The organism is Streptomyces shenzhenensis (assembly GCF_021462265.1).
Classification (GTDB): Bacteria; Actinomycetota; Actinomycetes; order Streptomycetales; family Streptomycetaceae; genus Streptomyces; species Streptomyces shenzhenensis.
The window spans coordinates 1-1,728 of the sequence record NZ_JAJONF010000138.1 but is presented as its reverse complement, the minus strand read 5'-3'; the positions used below and the strand labels follow the sequence as shown (position 1 = coordinate 1,728).

Sequence of the window (1,728 nt, the reverse complement as noted above, 5' to 3'; positions counted from 1 at the left end):
TGCCCTCGGCGCGGGCGCCGTTGGCCATGATCAGGGCCGGGTAGATCCCCTCCAGGGATCCCTTGGAGACGATGATCGAGACCTTCTCGATCGTGGCGGTGTCAACCATGACAGCTTGCGCTCCCTCTCAGATGCAGCCGCGCGGCTTGGGGATCCCGGCGATCTTCGCGGCGCTCTTCGCCGGACCCTTCGGGAAGAGCTGGTACAGCTCCTTGACGCTCACCCCGGAGGTCTTGCCGAGGACGCGCACGGTGGGGCCGGTGCCCTTGGCCGCGTACTGGGCGCGCATGAAGCGGATGACCGTCCAGTGCCGGTCGGTCAGTTCACCGATCCCCAGGTCACGGGCGATCTGCCCGGCCATCGGCTCGGTCCAGCGGGCCGGGTCGGTGAAGAAGCCCTCGTCGTCGACGGGGACGGCGGTGTTGTCGTAGGTGGCGGTGGGCATGACGTGCGCTCCTCTCGCTCAGGCGGATGCGGATACGTGGTGCTTGCCGCGCTCGGGCATCGCCGAGCCGATACCGGGCACTTCCCGGCCGGGCAGGAGGCTGTGCCAGTACAGCCACTCGAAGGCCAGCTTGCCGAGGTGGCTCGCGTGCGACTCCTTGAGCAACGGCAGGCCCACCGGGCCCGGGAAGTGACCGGGCAACGGCTCCGTGTCGTAGTTGAAGTCGATCAGCAGGGCCTTGTGGAAGCCGGTCTCCACGAAACAGTTGGCGTGCCCGTCGAAGGAGGCGTCCAGCGGCCGCCCGGCCAGGAACCGGCCGATGTTGCGCACCAGCACCTCGCCCTCGAAGTGCGCCACCGATCCCGCCTTCGACGCCGGCAGACCCGCCGCGTCCCCGATCGCGAACACCTCGGGACGGCCGGGCAGTTGCAGGGTGTGCGGATCGACGGGCACGAAGCCGAGCTCGTCGCCCAGACCCTCCGAGCGGCCCACGTACGGCGCTCCGCCGTGCAGCGGCACGACGACCGCCAGGTCGAAGCCCACCTCACGTTCGTCGTACGACACGAGCCGGCCGCCGGCGCCGTCGACCTCGCCGAGCGTGAACTCGGTGACCAGCTCGATCCCCTTGTCCGCGAGCAGCCCGCCCAGCGCCCGCGCCGCCACCGGCTTGGTGAACGCCGCGTCCAGCGGGGTGGCATAGGTGAGGTGGACCCTGTCGCGGATGCCGCGCCGCTGGAAGTACCAGTCGGCGAGGAAGGCGAACTCCAATGGCGCGACGGGGCACTTGAGCGGCAGGTCCGCCACGTCGATCACCACGCGGCCGCCGTCGAGCCGCTCCAGCGCCTCATGCAGACCGCTCGCACCGGCCAGGTCGTAGAAGGTGAAGACCTTCTCGCCCCAGCCCGCGCCGGTCAGCCCCTCGGTCTCCTCCGGCAGCAGCGTCGCTCCGGTGGCGACCACGAGCACGTCGTACGACAGCCGGATGCCGTCGGCGAGGTGCACCGTCCGGGCGTCCAGGTCCACCCGCTCGATCCGCGCCTGCTTGTAGTCGACGGCCGCGTCCAGCTGCCGGGGCCGGGACCGGACGAGGTGGTGCGGCTGGGCGAGCCCGAAGGGCACGAACAGCAGACCGGGCTGATAGAGGTGGTCGTCATCCTGATCGACGACCGTGACCCGCGCCCCGTGCCCGCCGTCCGTGCGGCACAGACGGTTCGCCGCCATGGTGCCGGCGGTACCACCGCCAAGAATCACGATGTGTTTGCCCATGCCCCCACTCTCGTGCG

General features: G+C 70.4%; 2 protein-coding genes. Both read right to left on the bottom strand.

All coding sequences use genetic code 11. The features are described from left to right. Window positions 1–127: 127 nt before the first annotated feature. Entirely contained in the window at window positions 128–445 is a 318-nt protein-coding gene (locus LQ326_RS47060; protein ID WP_234545357.1) for a TusE/DsrC/DsvC family sulfur relay protein, read from the bottom strand. Between the two features lie 18 nt (window positions 446–463). Further along, window positions 464–1,728 (bottom strand): type III sulfide quinone reductase, selenoprotein subtype (sqr, locus tag LQ326_RS47055; RefSeq protein WP_234545356.1); only part of this gene is annotated, 1,265 nt, incomplete at its 5' end.